The organism is Mucilaginibacter sp. Mucisp73, assembly GCF_059491465.1.
Map to the genome: position 1 here is coordinate 2,698,640 of NZ_CP168507.1, position 18,959 is coordinate 2,717,598.

The following is an 18,959-nucleotide window of genomic DNA, read 5'->3' on the forward strand; positions in this document are numbered from 1 at the left end:
GATGTTAGATCCACTCAAATCTTTTGATACGATTATTGAAAATTACAAGCGCTATATTAAAACAGCCTTCAGCACGCGGTACAAAGATTCTTTCGAACAAGAAAGGGCGCTGTTACTTGACGAGGATGGAACGCTATACCGCCAGCCTTGGGTAGAGCCACTTCCAAGTTACTTGTCCTCGGAGTATAATATTAGTAATATGGATGGCGAGAGTACCGGGATGGATGACCAAGAATTGGCCTATTTCAAAGCCTTGGTAGGAAAAGGTCTTTTCCCGGAGAAAAACAACCTCTACGCGCACCAATTTGAAATGCTGAAAATGGCAAGCGGTCAAGGCAAGAATTGTATCATCACTTCCGGCACGGGATCGGGAAAAACAGAAGCTTTCCTTTTACCCGTCTTCGCAGCTTTAGCGAAGGAGGCAGTAGCAAAAAATTGGCAGCAAGAAGTCTTGCCGGTCAATAACAAGTTGGAACGCTGGTGGCGTTCCCGGGGCGAAACCTATACCGATATACTTGATTTTGATAATGGTCGCCTACTACCCGGCGCCATGCAGCGTGGACATGAAACTAGGACGCCAGCTGTTCGTGCCCTAATATTGTACCCTATGAACGCCCTAGTCGAGGACCAGATGACCCGGCTTAGGGTTGCATTGGATTCGAAAGAGGCCCGGGGATTCTTTGAAAACCAAGCAGCGGGCCCGGCCAGGGACAGGTATTCCTATAACAGGATCTATTTCGGTAGGTACAACAGTAGTACGCCGTCCCCGGGCCTGCTCCCGATCATCGACCAAGCCAGCGATTCACAAGAAGTGATCAATATGAAGACAGCCCGCGGGCAGAAAATCGTCGGTCGTTTAAGAACAAAACTCAGGAAACTCGAAGAAGACCTCGATAAAGTAGCACGATACTTCGTGGAAAATAAAGGGGAAGACGAAGGACGTCGGTATTTTTTCCCGCAATTAGATGGCGCAGAAATGTTTACGCGCTTTGATATGCAGGTTACGCCACCAGACATATTGGTAACGAATTTCTCCATGCTTAGCATAATGCTTATGCGCGAAGCTGACAGCTTGGTTTTCGAGCAAACGAAAGCATGGTTGGATGAAAAAGACAGCAACGGGAAAAAAAGCAATGTTTTCCATCTTGTGATCGATGAGCTGCACCTTTATAGGGGCACGCAGGGAACAGAGGTCGCTTACCTTATCCGCGTATTATTAGAACGGCTAGGATTGACCCCGGCTAGCGAACAGCTCAGGATATTGGCTTCGAGCGCTTCCCTTAACCCAGGAGACAAGAAAAGTTTAGATTTTTTAAAGGACTTTTTTGGTGTACCCTTCGAGAAAGATCAAATATTGACAGGGCAAAACATCCCGGTAGCCGGGTTTGCTAAAGAAGAAATCCCGGCTTCGCAATTTGAATTAATTAGTAAGGCCTACGACGAGTCGGGCGGAGATATCAAAAATGCAGGTTTTATAAATGCAATCTTGTCCTTTACCGGCACCAGCGAAGAAGAGCTGGGCAACGGGATCGTCGAGCGGTTAAGCCGCTGGGGAATTAACCAACGGTTTAAAGAGGTTTTCGGGGAATCTCCTAGGGCGATAGAAGCTTGGAACCCCTCGGGTAATGACCTGACTTTTTCAGGAAAAATATTTGGCCCTGGCATACCGGCTACCCAGCTAAAAAATGCAGCGCGCGGATTGTTTATCCTGAGAGGATTGATCGATACTTTCAAATTAAAAGATGATGGAAAATTGCCAAGGCTCAGGTTCCATTACTTCGCTAGGAATGTCGAAGGCTTATGGGCAAACGCGGACATTTCTACCGTCGAAAGCCGGTTTTCAAGCCGGCAAGATACCCCGCCTAACTTGAGACGGGTGGTGGGAAAGCTATCGGCAAAACCCGGTATTATTGATAAATCCGGCAAGCGTTTATTCGATGTCTTATATTGTGAAAATTGTGGTACAACCTTTTTGGGCGGCAACCGGCTTTATGAAAACGGGACGTTGGAAATTATCACGGTTAGCCCAGACATCGAGGGGATACCTGAAAAAAGTACCCAAGCGATGGTCGAGCGAAAAAAGTATTGGGAATATACTGTTTTTTGGCCCGAAGGAGAACAAAATAAGGGACTGGACATCGATATCAATTATACCAAGGATTATTCTTGTACTTGGGAAGCTGCTTTTTTAAATAAAATTACCGGGATCGTTTCCCGGTCCATGCCGAGGCTAAAACTCGACGAATGGACGCGGGGTAAATTATTCTTTATCGGTCGATCTGTAGATGGTTTAGACAAGGGGGAATTAATAGAACAACCAGCGCTTCCCTGTACTTGCCCTGCTTGTTCGAGTAACTATAGTAAACGAAAATCGCGGACAAGCCCAGTTAGGGGATTCCGTTCAGGCTTTAGCAAAACGGCCGAAATATTAGCAAAGGAGCTTTTTTACCAATTACCAGGCGGCAGTAATGCTAGGAAACTAGTGCTTTTCTCCGATAGCCGGGAGGATGCCGCGCAATTATCAAACGGTATCGAGCGCTTCCATTTCTCGGACTTGGTTAGGGAAGCTATTGTCCAAGGTCTATATAATGATTTACCCTTAAACAACTACGAAATCGCGAGGGAAATTTTCCAACTGCACGCCGCGGGACAACTTAACGGCACAACTCTCGGCCAACTCCGGGTCAACTACCCAGCAAACTTGGAAATTATCAATAAACTACGACGGTTAACGAAGGACATCGAGGACGAGGATGCCCTACCTACTGAACGACAGTCGGCAAAAGAAGAATTAGAAGCGCTTGCCAATAGTCCTTATAGTATTAGCCTCCCAGAATTGGCAAGTGGTGAAGGCGGGGTCAAACAAATTTTGATAGATACAGGTGTTAACCCTCGTGGCTGCGATCGAAACAAACAATCATTTTATGACGATGACAATGTAAAATATGATTGGGATAAGATCTTGGTGAAAGGAGAAACTGGCCATTTAACAATCGACGGCAATCGCCGCGATTGGATAACAAGGCTTGATAAGGATGTTTTGCAGGAATGTGTGCAAGCGCTCTTCGGACCGCTTTATTTCGGGTTAGAGGCAAGCGGCTTGGCTTATGTTGGTTTACACCCAGCGTTATACAACGAAGCTAAGAAACGAAAGCTAAGTGTAGATAAGATACATGCTTACATTCGAAAACTTGGTGATAACTATTACTACCAAGGGAGCGAGTTTCCAACCGATGGTACGCTAGGAGATTGGAATAAAGCCGTTAAAGATTTTATCGCGGTGAATAATGATACAGCAGATTCCGTTTATGCCCTTTTGAGGTCGCTTGCTTTCAATATCAACGGGGTAAATACGCATTTGCTAGATAACAAGGGGAACTTAGATCCCTCTTGCCTTGGACTTTACCCGGTCAACGATGAGCAGGCAACCTATTATGAATGTTCAAATTGTTTCCGACCACATTTACATGCCGGGACCAAGAATTGTACTTTTTGCAACAAACCCCTGAATTCGCCAACCAAGCTCGTTTCAAACCTGTGGAAGGAGAATTTCATTGCCTACCACGCCAAGTACGAAAAGAGACAGCCACTGCGTCTTCACACCGAAGAAATGACTGGCCAAACAGATGACCAGTTCTTGCGGCAAAGACATTTTAGGGATATGGTTTTAAGCGACGAGGGCTTTAAAAAGACAAAGGCAATTGACATGCTGAGCGTGACAACAACGCTCGAAGTAGGGGTTGATATAGGTGCCTTACAAGCAGTAATGCTAGGTAATATGCCGCCTCAAAGGTTTAACTACCAGCAAAGGGTGGGACGTGCTGGTAGGCGAGGTCAAGCTTTTTCCACCGTTTTGACATTTTGTAGGGGCCGAAGCCACGACGAACATTACTTTAACAATCCTTCCGAAATTACCGGGGACCCACCTCCTACACCGGCCCTTAGCGTTGGCGAAGAACGGATATTCAAACGCGTTCTAAATAAATACTTGCTCTCCGAAGCTTTCAGAGGTAAAAGCCTCGCGCGTTTCGAGGAAAGCCGTAGTACACATGGTGAACTTGGTGAACCCGGTCAATGGTTAAGCAATGGCGTAACATTAAAAAATTTCTTATCAAAGAATGGTGCCAGCATCGCGGCTGCCTTTGTGCGGTTGGCGGTGGGCACTAATTTCCAGTGGCCGGGCGCATTTGAAACTTATTATTTAGACACGGAACGTGATACTTCATTCTTTAAAGAGGTATCTGCCAAGGCGCTTGACAATAGATTGCCGGGTACCGAGGTCGCCGACCGTTTAGCTGAAGGGGGAATGCTTCCAATGTTCGGGATGCCTTCCAGTGTAAAGGAACTCTACCATGGTTTTAATACTGGGAACATGGAGATGCAGAGTATTGATAGGGACCAGTCATTAGCCATATCAGAGTTTTCTCCTGGTTCCCAAAAGACCAAGGATAAAGCAATCATTACAGCCATTGGGATAACACCTCCATTAAGTTTTTCTGGTGCACCAGCATTTGCGCCAAGCCAAATGGGCGATACCCCGGCGTTTCTCTATACTGGTTACATGGTACGATGCCCCAGCTGTAATTTCCTTTCCACGGAACGCGTGGAAATTAATTTCGATGTAGAGACTTTGGAAAGTCCAAAGACTATCGAGTGTACTAGCTGTGGGAAACATGCGGACAGGTTCCCGATGGTTATACCTGCAGCTTACCGAACAGATTTCGAACAAGGTAAGGACAGCAAAGATGGTAGCGACGTCTCCTCGTCCCGCCCGCCAGTATACGCGTTACCATCGAGCGGTGAAGTTCCAGGTGATGGGCATAATTATAAAAAAATGCTTTCACCATCCGGCATCACCTGGCGCGTAAACACCAATGACAATAATTTTTTCACTTTGGGCAGGCAAAAGGCGGTGAGGGTCATTACCCAAAAGAATGGGAATAGTTATATCCACGAATTAACCGACCAGTGGATTTCAGGTAACGTAAGTATCAAACGCGGCTTTGACCGGGTTGATAATCTCGGTAGGTCTGTTACTACCTCTTTTGCCGCGAATAAGACCACGGAGATCTTTAGGTTGGAGCCTAAAGAAATAATAAAAGGGCTTTACGGTGGCATGTTTGATGGTTCTTTACAATCATCAGGTGTAAAATCAGCAGTTTATTCCGCCGCGTTCCTTATCCAACGGGCCATCGCTGTTGACCTAGATGTCGATCCGACCGAGATTGAAATCGCTGACACGAGGAAATCGCCGTCGGGTTACCCGGTTATAGCGCTAGCGGACGAGTTGCCTAATGGTTCGGGTTTTACACGCAAGGCCTTCGAGAATTTCGAAGATCTTGTTCGAAAAAGGATATATAGCGACATATTCCCAAGCAATAAATATTTTACTTACATAAGAGGCGAACAACATGGCAAAGAATGTGAAACTGCGTGTTATAAGTGCTTGAAGGTCTTCAGGAATATGAGTTACCACGGTTTACTAGATTGGCGACTGGGTTATGCTTGGCTGGAGCTACTTACGGAACAAGACTTTTTATGTGGCTTAGACGGGGTTTTTGAAAAGCACGTTTCTATGAAGGATTGGCCAAGGCTAGCCGGCGAAATTGCAAAATCACTTTGTGATGCATTCCAGGGAATTGGGTTGAGTAATTATGAAGGAAAGCTGCACGGATTTGTCGCCGGGGGGCACCCGGTTATCATTATCCACCCGCTTTGGGATTTCACTAAGTTGCAAGAACCTTGGATTGGCAAAGCCAAGTTAGCATTGGAAGAAGAACTAAGGGGCAAGGGCGCTAGTAGTAAAACGTTGACAATAGATACGTTCAACGGTCTACGCCGACCAGCTAAATGTAAATCTTGGTAATGATCGAAGTAAAAGAAGTTTATCCCTTAGTAGAGAAGATCCCGGGCTATTTGTCACCATCGACGTTTAACTGGGTTGCTGCTTGTCCTTTACGCGGACTTTATGCGAACAATGATAATAGTGCCTACCTGGCTGGCCTCTTCCCGGCGGCAAGGCTAGGTATACTTGTCCATAAAGTTTACGAAGACTTTAGTGATAAATTAATTAACAATGAAGAAGAATTTTTGACTCGGTGGGCTTTCCATGCCAGCAACGGGGACCAATTTTTAAAATACGATGTCGATAATTACGGTGTTTTTCTTAGTAATACATGGCAAAATTTACAAAGGTCTATACAAAGACGAAGTGTTCCGGGCAGGGTAACTGGTCAATCCTTTAAGGTTTTAACCGAAGAAACACTCACGAGCGGCTGCGGGAGAATTATCGGCAAGCCAGACCTGTTGATCTTAAAAAATGAAAAGCCGGTCGAAATCAGGGATTACAAAACTGGTGGAATTTTCGATGCCGAGGCCAATGCCGAGTTGGACAATGGAAGCGATAACGTAATCAAGAAAGCGTACCAACAGCAAATGCATCTATACGCTTGGTTAGCAAATTCTATTTACGGAAATTACCCAGGAAAATTGACATTAATATCATTTGACGGGGTACCGGTATTTGTCCCGTTTACCGAAATTGACCTTGCAGTCGTTAATCAAAAAATTGACCACGTATTTGGCGCATTTAACCAGCCCCCGTCTACTCTGGCTAATCCATCGGTTGAGAATTGCCGGTTTTGCAATTACCGGGCCGGCTGCCCTTTTAAAGATGTTAGCAGCCCGGCGACAGTCAAAGATCTAGGCGGCATTGTTAAAGATGTGCGGAAGTATCCTTCAGGTAATATTGCCCTGACCTTGGAAAACAGCGATCGGCTACTAATTGATCGTCCTACTACACCAATCGATGACTTGGGAAATCTTGTAGGTAAATTAATTTACGTTACGTTTGCGCGGTTGTTTTACCAAGACCCTACAAAAATACCGGTCGGTTTGACCAATTTTTATGTTGTTACAAAATCCAGTTTTATCTTAATTAAAAATGATAACTAGCAATTGCTAACGAGGTAGCTTAAAATATATGCACAGACAAGTTAAACAAGAGTTACAAGGGGATTCCGGGTTAATAAAAATTGTCAGGTTGCGGCATCTCCCTAGAACGGTCGAGATGGCAAGGCTCGCGCAGGTATCGGTAGATACACTGGGACTTGACTATACAGACATCGACTTAGTTTTGGGAAAACTGTTAGAAGTAGAGTATGAATTGTACCTCCAAAAACAACAGGCTTTAGTAGATAATTTCTTTGAATTTGCAGATATTGATGCGGACCCAAGTAAATTTCCCGTCGTTAGGGCAATACTTGACAAATTTAAACTAGATGTTGCCGCAGGGATCAACCCTACCTTAGCTTTAAAAGGCATTAACTTAATTGCTTCTTCGCTGGCGGACTCGAACCGCCAGTCCAGGGTATCGCGTTCGGGATCCAGCTTGATGCACCACCTCGATTACCTATTACAAAAAAATGGGTTTCGTTACCGTGTTGATTTCCAACGGGAGTTTGTATTGACAAACGGCTGTAAGCTAGATTTCTTTTTCCCAGATGCCGCAAATTACCTTGCCGAACCCAAAAATTGCTGCGCCATTGCCTGCCAGACTACCTCTAACGATCGTTTCCGTTTAACATTTGCACAGATGCCCAACGATACCCGTAATAGGGCCTGCACGGCGATTGGAAGTGCTAATTTTGGCCTGAAATTGGGGCCGAGCAGCTTAACAACGCAGAAGTTATTGGAAGCAAAAAGTGAAGGCGTAAAGTTCGTAATATTTGAAACCGCGATAGATCAACGTTTAAAGGATAGTGCTGCTGTTATGTCGTATAACGATTGGTTTGCCGAATTGGGTGCATTAAAAGCTTTTTGGAAATAAAAAACCTATACCATTATGAAACCAGCAATCAGGACCATTTTAAACACCCAATTCGAAATCACACAAAATAAATTATTACTATGGCGCAACAGGTACAAGCCAGGAGAGTACCCCGGCAAAGTAGCTTTGAATCTTCATTACGCTAAAGCTAAAGGTGGCGCGTACCTGCCGCTCGTGGCAGCATCTTTTGGTTTAAACCACTTTTTAGCGAATGGACAACAGGAATATTTAAACCTTAAACAACTTTTTGCTAACAGTGCTTTGCACCACGGGACATTCGAGGAGGATGCCTTGTACCCAATTGCGTATAATGTTACCCGCACTTTCGAGCAAAAAGCCGAGCAAAAGGTAATCCCGATTTTAGAAGCGTCGATAGCCCAACTTTTACAAGCTGGGAACCCGCCGGTTGTCGCTATTCAAACCCTTGTTAATAAAGCTGGCGCTGGGGACAAGGGTTCGCTTACGCAACTAGAAAGAGCATACACTGCGGAAGTTATGGCTTTCGAAACGTTCTTAGCTTGGGCATCATGGGGATTGATGAACATCGAAGCAGGACCAGCAATGGAAAAAACCATTGGGCAAGGACATATCCTGCCATTAGTTATTAATGAATATTGCGTAGTTAACCAATTTTTGCAGCAAGCTTTTATAAACGCTTACCTAGATCGTTACTTGGTAGCCTTGCCACCTCTTTAAAATGGACACTATAGTTTTATCTTTTATCGACGAACTCATCTCGTTTAATAACGGGTTAATTTATCGAAAATACGAGTTGGTATTCCTCAGCAAGGAGCAATTACTAGCACAGTTTGTTGATAGTGTTAGGCCAAACCATGACCCAGTTGAAATTAGCCGACTGGAAGCTGCAATTGGCAAAGGCGATTTTCATTTCGATGACCTACTCAAGTTTGCGAAGCTCGGTGCCTTGAACGAACAGTTGCAGCTTACGGCGGGAATTTTAGCTGGAGACGGCTTGTTGGCTGGATTGGACCTTAAAGATATATACGGCTCGGCAGTGCATTCTCAGGGAGACCCACAGGCATATGCAGCTACTTTACTCCATGGCGAATATAGTTCGTTAAGGGCTATGGTAGTAGCAGGGATTTATATCGAATCACGCAAATACCAGCAGGGATTGCCGTTGCTTTTTGAAAGTTTAGTTAGCGCATGGCGTTACCCGAACCATTATTGGAATACGGTCGATTCCATACAAAGTTTGTCAATTGGATTGAATAAGCTTTTGGAATTGCTCCCCAAGTTACCAGTCGCCGATGTCGACCCAAGCTTAATCGACAGGATTAGCAAGCTAGCATTCTTGTTTACATCGCGGGCAATTTATTTAAGCTCAAACGAAGTCGTTTATTTTTTTGTAGCACGCGCCAACTTGACCGAGCAATTCGGTGAGTACTTGGAAGGCATGGGTACAGGGGAATTCGAAATCGCCAATTTGCCCATCGCGGATTATTACAAAGCCTTTAACGAAGGCGAAGATCCGAGCAAGGCTATTATCTCGGAACACCTTGCACGTTTGGCTACTAAGAACACTATTGTTATCGAGGATATAGAAGCATATAGTTGGTATGACAACCTCGCGATTGGTAGCTTTAGTACTTTCTTAGTATCGCTAGGTGTGTTTAAGGCTTACTCCGATGGGGAGCTTTATATCGCCAACGAGGAAGTTGATAGATTATTAGCCAGCTTATTAAAAGTTTACCCCGACGATCACGATCGATTTTTGAGATCAGAAGAAGGTGAAGCAACTCGCCAAGCCCGGCTCAGCCTCGAAGAAAAATCAACCTTTGCGGAAAAGATAAAAACACACTTACAACATGCCCCTACCTTCTATGGTTACTATGCTTATTGCATACAGGAATATGTAAACAAGATTAGCAGGGAGACATTCACGCAGATATCGCGCGGGATAGCAGTATTGAGCACAGGGGACCAATTAATGGCCTATTTTATAGCGTATGGTGCGATGCACTATTATAAATTGGCAGATGCTTACCAAGCTAGCAAAGCCCCACTTTCCCAAGGGCTGTCGCTATCAATTATTGACTATGGCTGCGGCCAGGCTTTGGCTACCAATATACTTGTGGATTTCTTAGCAAAAGAAGGAATAAATGCGGTTGTGGAAAATATCACCCTCGTAGAACCATCCACGATTGCCCCGGCGCGCGGTATGGTATTATTGAACCTACTTCTTGGAAAGAATAACCACAATCCTGTTGTGAAAATTGTCCCTAAATTGCTGGGTGGACTTATAGCTGGAGATATAACGGGCCTAGAGGATACACTTAAAATCCACTGTTTTTCAAACATACTTGATATCCAAGATATAGACCTTGTTCAATTAGCTGCCTATATACACGGAACATTCAAAGGTGACAATTTATTTGTTTGTACTTCTCCATCATATGGAAAGACCCGGATTGATGCTTTTTACCAGCTAGTATCAAAAGACATTGCCATCTTGGTCGATATTGTGCAACCAAATGATATTGGTTACAGGAAAATTTATAAATATACACAAGGCGCGATGGGCCAACATAATGTAACCAGGTATACGCGTGTTTTTATTTTAAGATTTGATTAATGGAAAACCAACTCGATTTTTTTAACATGCCTGGCTCGATACCGAGAGCAATGGAAGGGCTACTGGATTTTAAAGCATCCTTATTCGATCGTACGGATAGTTCCCGCCTATTCCAATATTTAAAAGACGAGATCCAGTGGAAACAAGAAACCTTGGTTTTATATGGCAAGCGAGTTCTAACACCAAGGTTAACCGCTTGGTACGGGGATGAAGGTATCGCTTACCGGTATTCTGGAGCAAGCTTTATTTCTTTACCATGGACAAGCACATTACTGGAAATAAAAGCGAAGGCCGAGGCATTTGCCTGCACACGTTTTAACAGTGTATTGCTTAATCTCTACCGGGATGGTAACGACTCGATGTCGTGGCATAGCGATGATGAAAAGGAACTGGGCACGAACCCACTTATTGCATCCGTAAATTTTGGGGAAGAGCGGCGTTTTGATTTCAAAAAAAAAGAAAATCCTAAAATCAAGCATTCGATCATGCTAAACAACGGATCCATATTGGTTATGAAAGGTGATATTCAACATAATTGGCAGCACCAAATCGCAAAATCCATGAAGGCAAAAGGAACAAGGATCAACCTCACGTTTAGACTAGTTAATCATAATGGAAAATAAACTTCAATTATACTTTGATTATTTTGTTAAGCATTATGCTTATAGGTTTAGGCATTGGGAGGCCAACATTAACAAGTATACTAGCATCATAAAGTTGGTAAAAAAAGAATTGGCATTGCCGGCTTTTGATGGATCAAAAATAGCTTTCGAGGCAATTATCAAGGATGCGTCGAAAGGCGAAATGGGGACAACTTGGGACTTTTTGCAACAATATTTATACGAAAGCGATAATGGCCTTTCGACCATTAAGTTACAACTCATTACCCACGAACGGCGGGAACAAATTGCCCGGGTGGTGAACCACGACATCAATTTATTAATTAGCATTTTAACAGAAACCGAAATCAATAACGCCTTGGACAAAATCGCCGCTCTTGTCGTGGATAATACGGGGACGGTAAAACACCGTTTTCTCCGGGCATTGTTCCCTGCAGAATGTGCATCACCCGACGCACCAAACCGCCTATGGCAAAGGCTAAGTACAATTAAAGACAAACTAGACATCGACATACCGGGTGTTACAGTAATAGAAAAACACTATAACTTGATGCACGCGATAATAGGTGACGACACGAAAAAACAAATGTTTTACTGGGAATTACAATATATGTTAGAAAACAGGATAACACTAAAAAAAGCAATTGTTTATTACGGTGCTCCTGGCACTGGTAAAACTTTCAAGGCACGAAGGACCGCTGAACGCTTCATCGACGAACAAAGAATAAAAGTTGGGAACAGATCTAAATCTGGTTACAACGTGGAAACTGTCCAGTTCCACCCATCATACGCTTACGAAGATTTCATGGAAGGGATCAGGCCTGCAAGTGATGGTACACATGGGCTGCGTTTACAAATGGGCACTTTCAAGCAATTTTGTAAAACCCACGGCGCGAAAGAAATTACCCTATACCAAGATAATGATTTCATTGAACGTTTCAGGGATAGGCAATATGATTTTAGCACGATTTTCCTCTCGGAGTTAAATGACCAGCAGCGGCAAGTAATTGGCGTAGATACTACAGGATTAGGCGAGAAGATAACTTTACAAGAAGCAATTGAACCAGCTTTTTTTATTATCGACGAGATTAACAGGGCTGAATTGTCACGTGTTTTCGGGGAACTAATGTTTTCCTTAGAATACCGCGGGCTAAGCGGGAAAATAAAGACGCAGTATGCCTACCTGAATAAAGGCAACAAAGGTGGGGGCTTTTACATGGACGGTGACGAAGATTGGTTTTTTATCCCGCAAAATATCTTGGTTATTGGCACGATGAATAATATCGACCGCTCGGTAGATAGTTTTGATTTTGCCATGAGAAGACGTTTTTCTTGGGAAGAAATAAACCCTTCCTATGATATAATACGCGAACAGCTCCCGCAATTTGGAAAAGACTTGGCACCAGCGCTCGAAGCTTTAAATAAGGCTATACAAGATGACCCCTTACTAGGTAGGGATTACCGTATCGGCCACGCTTATGTATTGAAATTAAAGCCAATTGAACGAACGTTCGATAGTAAAACAGAGATCTCGACCTATTTATGGTCCGACGCTATTAAACCTTTATTAGAAGAGTATTATAGGGGACTAGGTGACCATGCGATGGTAGCTTCCAGGTTGACGGAATTGGCCTCGAAATTTGGTTTAAAAGAGAGCTAAATTGAAAGCACAGCATTTTTTTCGACGGGAAATTAAGGATAATAATTACCGGGGTAAACCGCTAAGCCTCGTGGATGATTTTACCCAAGATTTTATAGGAGATAACTGGTATAGGCATAATAAACCGGGCTTGGTCAAGCATGATGTAACCGCGTTTATCTTGCAACTCGGTGACCGGTTTTCCGGGAAAACATTGCGAGATCTTGGTATCAAACCCTTTTTGTTTGATGAAGAATTTGACGCCAACCTCGACCAACCGATTTTTACTTTACTCGGTTCCAAATTTGAAAGTGCCAAAATTTTCACCGGTAACATTGCTGGTTCTATTGTTTATAAGGGGCAGGCATTTAATATTAACTGCAGGTTCGGTGACGCATTCCTCGCTTACATGATAGCTAGCACGAGTGGTTTTTTGTCGATGGAAAACCTTGGAGCAATGGATAAGCAACCGGGAATGGCCGAGTGGATTTTTATTTATTATTGGAAGCTCCAACTGAAAAAGGCCTTTTCGCTGGGCGTATACAAGTCATACGATACGAAGTCAGGCAGCTTATTAAATATACGGGGTTCAATCGATGTCAACGCGTGGCTAAAAAAGGCAACATTTGACGGTAAGACTACCTGCACTTACAAAGAACATAGTTATAACAACTTGGCTAATGTCGCAATCTGGATGGCTTTGGATAAGGTATACAAATCAAAGTATACATCCTTAGTTAAAGATATTTTTGCAATCAAAACTGCATATGACAGTATTGGTTTAAACAAAGTTTCCCCGCAGGGTTTAGCGAGGTTTAAAATAGGCAACCCTTTTTACAAAAAATACGAACAAGTCGTGAAGCTCTCGCTCATGTACTTAGAAAATAAATACGCTAGCGTTGGGAATCCAGAAAATGATTTCGACGCTTTCCTATTTGATATTTCCCTGCTTTTTGAGCACCACTGCCGAAAAGTGCTGCAGCAAAAATTTACCCTGTTTCGAAAAAATAAGGAAGAATATACAATTCCCAATGGGATTGGCTATAATAACCTATTCCCTGATATAATTATCGATCACGGTGATAAAAAAATAAGCATCTTCGACGTAAAATACAAGCATTTTAATGGTTACCGGGAAGATAAAGGTATCGAACGTGCGGACAGGTTCCAAATAGCGACTTACGTATCTATGTACATGGCAGGGTACGAAATTGTAGAATGCGGGGTGGTCTATCCCTTGCACGCAGGATCTTTGCAACCATTGGATTCACAAACATTGGAAATAGCAGGTGTAAAAACTCCTTTCCGGGTTGTATTTTACGAAGTAGCTGCTAATATTGCTAACCAGCCAGCATTGGACAATATTTTCAAACAGTCCTTTAAATCTTCAAAATCAATAATCACGATTGAATCAGTTTAAGAGGCGAAAACATAGTTCATAAAACATCCGTTTTCGACTTTACTTAACATTGGTTACTTTTTTATTCTAAAGTGTCGATAACAGAGATACAAGGTGGTTCAACCAATTTGTGCTCAAGCAGAGAACTTACGACTTGTTTAAATACAATCATGTTTTCTGGTTGATTTTTTTGGCTTCGTTGCGCTCAAACGTCGTTAATTGTATGTCACAGGAACTGTTAATGCAAGCATTTTTTAATTAATTTCCGATATTAATCGTTTCTATCCATCTGATGAGCGACATGCTAAAATTGACTAAAACACAAATACGCAAGATCGTAGTTCATGCAGCTGGGCTTGCGCGTAAAGCGGAATTCGGCACCGGCATAGATGCCGTTTACCGGGTGATCGATCATCTCGGCTTCGTTCAGCTGGATACGAACTTTGTAGTGGAACGGGCCCATCACCAGGTTATGTTCGCGCGTATCCCGGATTATGAAAAGCAATGGCTGGCAGAACTGGTTGAAGAAGGACTGGTCTACGAGTATTTAACTTCTGATGCGGGCTATCTCCCCATGCATGATTTTAGGTATTCATTGCCAGTCAAGGAAAGTTTTGCCAACAACGGCAAGCCGCTTAGCCCAGCGGAGTCACGGCTGATGAGTAACGTACTCGACCGGGTGGAAAGAGAAGGTCCGCTGACCGTGGGCGATTTCGATGATGACCGCATAGAGGCGAGTACTGGCTGGTGGGATTGGCGACCGGCTAAAGTAGCGCTGGAAAGACTTTATTTAGAAGGTAAACTCATGGTTACGCGCAGCAAGACCTTTAAAAAAAACTATGATCTGCCATTAAACCTGGTTCCCGCAGAGACGGATCAGACCGCACCATCCGCTGAAGAATTTGCCCGGTATGTCATCCGCCGGACATTGGGCGGGCTCGGGGTGGCTTACGGGAAAGAGATCGCCTGGCGGGCACGTCGGGTGAAGGGCAACCTCGTCAAAAAAGTATTGGAGGAAATGGTGGCCAACGGCGAATTAAGAAGCGTAACGGTAGATGGCCTGAAGACCGCCCCTTTGTATATGCTGAGCGAACAGGCCGTTGACATAGAGATAGCAGGTGATGTTTTCATTCTTTCGCCGTTTGATATCCTGAATGTCTTTCGACACCGCTTAAAGGATTTCTTTGATTTCGATTACCAGATCGAATGTTTTGTTCCTGCACCTAAACGAAAATTCGGTTACTTTTCTTTACCGGTACTGGCCGGTGATGCTTTTATTGCCCGGATGGACGCCAAAGCCGACCGGAAACAAAAAATGCTGATCGTTCATAACCTGTATTTTGAAGATGTTAATTTGAACGACCAGCTTATCGGTAAATTCGTGGAAGCATTGAAAGCATTCGTCCTGTTCAACCAGTGCCGGGATATCCGTTTCGTTAAAACGAATAACAACGCTTATATCGATGCCATCAGGCACATGCTTTCGGAGTAAGTAGATCTGTTTATATGCATTTGGTTCATGGTACCTTGGTTCAGGCCTGTTTCAGTTTGGCCTCCATGGTTTGTGTGGTATGCGGTACCGCGCGGAGGCGTTCTTTCGGGATCAGTTTTCCGGTCGTGCGGCAGATCCCATAAGTTTTATTGTCGATTCGCATTAAGGCTGCTTCCAACTGCTCAATGAATTTCTTTTGACGTGCCGCCAGTTGATTGGTTTGCTCTTTCTCCATCGTAGCCGAGCCGTCCTCCAGTGTTTTGCCGGCAATAGCCGCATCATCCCCGTTTGAATTGGAAGAACTCAGGGTCCCCGCCAGCTCGGTTAGTTCTTCCCGTGCCATCTTTATTTTTTCGGTGATCAGTTCTCTGAATTCGTTCAGTTCGGTATCGCTATACTTGGTTTTAATTGGGTTTTCTTCTTGCATCTGTCGCTAACAAACAAGTTGTAAAAAGGTTGGCAAGAATTGGCAGTACCTTTTTTAATTAAATGATCATCATTCACCTAAAGGCATTTTCGCCGTGCTGCAAAAGCCTCCGGTGTTGAGGCAAAAACGGTTCTCCGTATTTGCCTGACAATAATAGGGACTGCTTCAAGCAGGCTGACGCTTACGCTATTTTCCAAAGAAAACGGACAAAAGCGGTGTCAATCTCGGTCAGCCGTTTCGTACGAACGCATAATGTCCTCCACCTTGTTCCGGCCACCCTCCGGGACTTATAGTTCTCCCGCTCCGCCTTTACGACCGCTCTTTTGACTTTCTTTTTTACCGTTTTTTCTTTTGAAAAATAGCTATCCGGGAGGGTCGCAGAGGTAAGGGAAAGCTGCGTAATTAATTAATATTTTTTAACGACTTAAAATTTAAGGTCATGGAAATTACAGGAAGACTGGTAGCAGATGCTGCCGTAAGGAACATTGAAGGAGACAGAACGGTCACCAATTTCAGGGTTGCGGTGAACCGCCGGTATGTATCGGGTGGTGAGCAAAGAGAGGACACCACCTTTATTGATTGCGCTTACTGGCGTTCGGATGCCGTAGCGCCTTATCTGACCAAAGGCTTATTGGTGCAGCTATTCGGACACATCAGCGCAAGGCCGTGGGTAAGCCGTGACGGGGAGCCGATGGCGAGCCTGAACTTTCACACCAACGAGATCACCTTATTAGGTGCATCCCGCAAGGCCGACGCGGAAAAGGCAAAGACCAAAACGAACAGGAAGAACCAAGCCGCATAAGAGAATCAAGCAATCAATAATATTTAAAATTTAAGATCATGGCACACAACATTTTTTATAACGGGCAAACAGAGAAACACAGCTTTTTCAGTGTGAAAGAAAAGGCATGGCATGGCTTGGGGCAGATCGTCGAGGATTACCCGACAAGCGCGGAGGCGATCAGGTACGCGAGTTTGGATTATTTCGTAGAGAAACGGCCCCTGTTTACCAACGGGGCGGCTCTGGGGCTGGACAACGTCGATACCGATCTGGCCTTTCCATCCATCGAGGTTCCGGACTTTTATGCCACCGTGCGGACAGATAATGATGCGGTTTTGGGTGTTGTGGGTAAGGATTACGCGGTAGTGCAGAATGCGGATGCCTTCCAGTTCTTCGATGCTATCGTGGGCGGTGGCAGCGGCATCAAGTATGAAACGGCAGGCGCATTGGGTAAGGGGGAGCGCATATTTATCACCGCTAAACTGCCCGAATATATCAAAGTAGGTAAGCAGGATCTGATCGAGCAGTATTTGTTCCTGACCACTTCACATGACGGTTTCGGCAGTATTACCGCCGCTTTTACGCCGACCCGGATCGTGTGCAACAATACGCTGAATGCCGCGATGCGTAACCATTCCAATGGGATCAAGATCAGGCATACGGCTTCAGCAAATGACCGGCTGAAACAGGCGCATACTTTAATGAGTATTTCCCATGTGATGGCGGAAGAACTGGAGGACCTTTTTAATCACTGGGCGAAGGTGCGCATCACGGATGCGCAGGTGAAAAAGCTGATTCAGGTCGCCATGGCACCGAACAAGGAAGTCGTTAGCAATTTAGAACTGGGAATGATCGATAAGCTATCAACCACCTATACCAATATCGTAGACAACACTTATGCTTACGCGATGGGGAATACGACCCAGCAGATGGAAACTACTGCAGGTACTTTGTTCGGTGCTTACAATGCGATCACGGGCTACTATCAGAATGTGCGCAGCTTCAAGGATCGTGATGCCAAATTCAAGTCCATCATGGACGGCACCGCCAAGCAAAGGGCGCAGATCGCTTTTGACCTCTGTGGTAGCTTTGCCCGTCAGGGTGCAGATGCTTTGAACTTTATTAAAAACTAACGTTATGCAACCATTGAAAATATTGAACAATGTGCAGAAAGCAAGGCTTTTGCACAGCTTACTCAGCAGTGAGATACCCCGGTTCTTGGGGTATCTCGGAGAGTTGACCGAAAAGGTTCTGAGCGATCAGGAACGGATCGCAGCACAGTGGAAGGACCAAATGTTCGGGGTGGAAATGTGGTTCGAACTGGCGAGAGAAACGCAGAAGGTCATGGCCAAATATCCCAAAGACCTGCGCAAAAGTGCGCCGGTATTCGCTGACCAGTTGTTCGGTGGGTTCATGGCCCTGTTTACAGTACATGCCTTATTGCAGTACACCGCGCAGGATAAGCAGACCGATCCAAAATTCAAACCGGCCGTTGAGCTTTTTTTCGGCTGATACTGGTCACCTGTCTTCAAACATAAATGACTTACCAGGAGCTCCCTGCATATTAGCCAGGGAAGCCTCTGGTATTAATCGCTTACTTTTTTTAAATTTGTAAATGGACCTTTCAATAATACCAAGCCGACCCGGACAGATCTGTAAGATCGTTTCTGATATTCCCGATCTGGAATCTGATCGGGTCTATATTGTAGCCGAAGATCCAGTTGACCATGCCGACGACGACGAGATACTGGTGGTAGATCTGAAAGAATTGCAGCGTAATATAAAAGATCCGGATGCCGCAGCGCGCGAGTCCATTCGTAAGGATGAACTGGTTGTGATAAGCGAAGACCTGGAAAATTATATTAGATCATGGAATGACCGCTGAAAAGGGGACACTGTTAATTATTAAATGATGAGCTTCTGGAAAAATTCTTCCTATCTCTATCAGGATATCACCCAAATATCCGAGGATCAATTGTTATTGTTGACCAATGCAATGACAAGGGAAGATATTCAGGAATGGCTGATGTGGAACGACCCTAACGGGATCTACAGCGATGAGCGGTCAATGAAGGAACTAGGTAATATCATGACCCGCGAGGAAGCGCTAGAGATCATGCTCCGACAGGCCGACGAGAACCGGGTGCTCTGATAAATTTAACTCAGGGTCAGGAGAT

At 44.5% G+C, this 18,959-nt stretch carries 15 protein-coding genes; 14 read left to right on the forward strand and 1 reads right to left on the reverse strand.

Translation table 11 applies throughout. The annotated features are described in order from the left end of the window. Position 1 precedes the first annotated feature (1 nt). From ACEN82_RS11440 to ACEN82_RS11480, 9 genes are all read left to right on the forward strand, one after another. Positions 2 to 5,866 carry a DEAD/DEAH box helicase gene (locus tag ACEN82_RS11440; protein WP_413320637.1) on the forward strand — a complete coding sequence of 1,955 codons (5,865 nt, stop codon included), beginning with the start codon at positions 2 to 4 and terminating at the stop codon, positions 5,864 to 5,866. Then, entirely contained in the window at positions 5,866 to 6,954 is a 1,089-nt protein-coding gene (locus ACEN82_RS11445) for a PD-(D/E)XK nuclease family protein (RefSeq protein ID WP_413320639.1), read from the forward strand. Before ACEN82_RS11440 ends, ACEN82_RS11445 begins: the two co-directional genes overlap by 1 nt. A 28-nt stretch (positions 6,955 to 6,982) precedes the next feature. Further along, on the forward strand, positions 6,983 to 7,828 hold the full coding sequence (locus ACEN82_RS11450; protein WP_413320641.1) for a type II restriction endonuclease: 846 nt from the start codon (positions 6,983 to 6,985) through the stop codon (positions 7,826 to 7,828). Positions 7,829 to 7,843: 15 nt separating this feature from the next. Continuing rightward, a complete protein-coding gene (locus ACEN82_RS11455) occupies positions 7,844 to 8,524 on the forward strand; it encodes a hypothetical protein (protein ID WP_413320643.1) in 681 nt (226 codons plus the stop codon). Position 8,525: 1 nt separating this feature from the next. Further along, positions 8,526 to 10,424: a hypothetical protein gene (locus tag ACEN82_RS11460; RefSeq protein ID WP_413320644.1), complete on the forward strand. Its 1,899-nt coding sequence runs from the start codon at positions 8,526 to 8,528 to the stop codon at positions 10,422 to 10,424. Then, the gene (locus ACEN82_RS11465) at positions 10,424 to 11,047 is read left to right on the forward strand and encodes an alpha-ketoglutarate-dependent dioxygenase AlkB family protein (RefSeq protein WP_413320646.1); all 624 of its coding nucleotides are present in this window, start codon (positions 10,424 to 10,426) and stop codon (positions 11,045 to 11,047) included. The genes ACEN82_RS11460 and ACEN82_RS11465 overlap by 1 nt, the downstream gene beginning before the upstream one ends. Next, positions 11,037 to 12,704, forward strand: a complete 1,668-nt coding sequence (locus ACEN82_RS11470; RefSeq protein ID WP_413320648.1) for an McrB family protein — start codon at positions 11,037 to 11,039, stop codon at positions 12,702 to 12,704. Before ACEN82_RS11465 ends, ACEN82_RS11470 begins: the two co-directional genes overlap by 11 nt. Before the next feature lies 1 nt (position 12,705). Then, the gene (locus ACEN82_RS11475; RefSeq protein ID WP_413320650.1) at positions 12,706 to 14,103 is read left to right on the forward strand and encodes a 5-methylcytosine restriction system specificity protein McrC; all 1,398 of its coding nucleotides are present in this window, start codon (positions 12,706 to 12,708) and stop codon (positions 14,101 to 14,103) included. 271 nt (positions 14,104 to 14,374) lie between these two features. Continuing rightward, a complete protein-coding gene (locus ACEN82_RS11480; RefSeq protein ID WP_413320652.1) occupies positions 14,375 to 15,574 on the forward strand; it encodes a winged helix-turn-helix domain-containing protein in 1,200 nt (399 codons plus the stop codon). Positions 15,575 to 15,614: 40 nt separating this feature from the next. Here ACEN82_RS11480 and ACEN82_RS11485 read toward each other — a convergent pair whose 3' ends face one another. Continuing rightward, entirely contained in the window at positions 15,615 to 16,001 is a 387-nt protein-coding gene (locus tag ACEN82_RS11485) for a TraR/DksA family transcriptional regulator (protein WP_413320654.1), read from the reverse strand. A gap of 439 nt (positions 16,002 to 16,440) precedes the next feature. Between ACEN82_RS11485 and ACEN82_RS11490 the strand changes: the two genes are divergently transcribed. The 5 genes from ACEN82_RS11490 (at position 16,441) to ACEN82_RS11510 (ending at position 18,934) form a co-directional block, all read left to right on the forward strand. Beyond that, positions 16,441 to 16,803 carry a single-stranded DNA-binding protein gene (locus ACEN82_RS11490; protein WP_413320656.1) on the forward strand — a complete coding sequence of 121 codons (363 nt, stop codon included), beginning with the start codon at positions 16,441 to 16,443 and terminating at the stop codon, positions 16,801 to 16,803. Between the two features lie 38 nt (positions 16,804 to 16,841). Next, positions 16,842 to 17,915, forward strand: coding sequence for a DUF932 domain-containing protein (locus tag ACEN82_RS11495; protein WP_413320658.1), 1,074 nt, complete (start codon positions 16,842 to 16,844; stop codon positions 17,913 to 17,915). Positions 17,916 to 17,919: 4 nt separating this feature from the next. Beyond that, positions 17,920 to 18,294, forward strand: coding sequence for a hypothetical protein (locus ACEN82_RS11500; protein ID WP_413320659.1), 375 nt, complete (start codon positions 17,920 to 17,922; stop codon positions 18,292 to 18,294). 103 nt (positions 18,295 to 18,397) lie between these two features. Beyond that, a complete protein-coding gene (locus tag ACEN82_RS11505) occupies positions 18,398 to 18,667 on the forward strand; it encodes a hypothetical protein (RefSeq protein WP_413320661.1) in 270 nt (89 codons plus the stop codon). 24 nt (positions 18,668 to 18,691) lie between these two features. Further along, positions 18,692 to 18,934 carry a hypothetical protein gene (locus tag ACEN82_RS11510; RefSeq protein WP_495644124.1) on the forward strand — a complete coding sequence of 81 codons (243 nt, stop codon included), beginning with the start codon at positions 18,692 to 18,694 and terminating at the stop codon, positions 18,932 to 18,934. Positions 18,935 to 18,959: the final 25 nt, after the last annotated feature.